Below are 1,338 nucleotides of genomic sequence, written 5' to 3' on the forward strand. Positions count from 1 at the left end.
GAGAGTGTAAAATATTTTGTGTAAATGAAAAAATCCATACAAAAAAGGAAGTCGCTTCTGTAGAATAAAGTTAACGACAACCAATTCACAGAAAAGAGGACTTCCCTATGAATGATTTTACTACAGAAATTGTGCAAACTCTAGTCACTAAAGGCGATTTAAATGAATTATTCCGTTCGCACTTAGAAAAAGCGATAAACACACTCCTACGGACTGAATTAACGGCTTTTTTAGATTACGAAAAATATGATCGCACTGGTTTTAATTCAGGTAATTCGAGAAACGGTTCTTACTTTCGATCAATCAAAACCGAATATGGTGAATTAACATTGGAAATACCTAGAGATCGTAATGGTGAGTTTAAACAACAAACTTTACCAGCCTACAAAAGAACAAACGATACATTGGAAACCACTATTATCCATTTATTCGAAAAAGGTGTTACGATGTCTGAAATTGCTGATTTGATCGAAAAAATGTACGGTCATCACTATACTCCACAAACCATGTCCAACATGACTAAAGTTCTGACTGAAGAAGTAAATGCCTTTAAATCCAGAGCCTTAAATGATAAGTATGTCGCTATTTTTATGGACGCTACTTACATTCCACTAAAACGTCAAACCGTATCCAAAGAAGCGATTTATATTGCCATTGGTATACGAGAAGACGGCACTAAAGAAGTACTGAGTTATGCGATTGCTCCAACTGAATCAACATACGTTTGGAATGAGCTGCTACAGGATATTAACTCCAGAGGAGTTCAAGAAGTCTTGCTTTTTATTACGGACGGCTTAAAAGGCATGAAAGATACTATCCATCAAATTTATCCTAAAGCAAAATATCAGCATTGTTGTATCCATGTATCTCGTAATATCGCTCATAAAGTACGTGTCAAAGACCGAAAAGAAATCTGTGATGACTTTAAGGCTGTTTATCAAGCTAACTCAAAAGAAGAAGCGAATACCTTCTTATCCGGCATGATTGAGAAATGGAAGAAAAACTATCCTAAAGTGACGCAGTCACTCATAGAAAACCAAGACTTATTAACTTTTTATGATTTTCCACCTAGCATTCGTAGAACCATTTACTCAACCAATCTAATCGAGTCTTTCAATAAGCAAATTAAAAGATACAGCCGTAGAAAAGAGCAGTTTCAAAATGAAGAATCACTAGAACGCTTTCTAGTCAGCATTTTTGATACATACAATCAAAAATTTCTAAACAGAAGCCATAAAGGTTTTCAACAGGTAACCGATACATTAGTTTCAATGTTTACTGAGTAACTAATTATTTTGCAGGAGGACAATTTATTTACACAAAATTATTGACGCTCCC

General features: G+C 34.8%; 1 protein-coding gene. It reads left to right on the forward strand.

The features are described 5' to 3' along the window. The first annotated feature begins 107 nt into the window (after nt 1–107). Nucleotides 108–1,286, forward strand: coding sequence for an IS256-like element ISEf1 family transposase (locus HMPREF2810_RS01600; protein ID WP_000997695.1), 1,179 nt, complete (start codon nt 108–110; stop codon nt 1,284–1,286). Nucleotides 1,287–1,338 lie beyond the last annotated feature (52 nt).

This window comes from Enterococcus sp. HMSC078F03, from assembly GCF_001811595.1.
Lineage (GTDB): Bacteria > Bacillota > Bacilli > Lactobacillales > Enterococcaceae > Enterococcus > Enterococcus faecalis.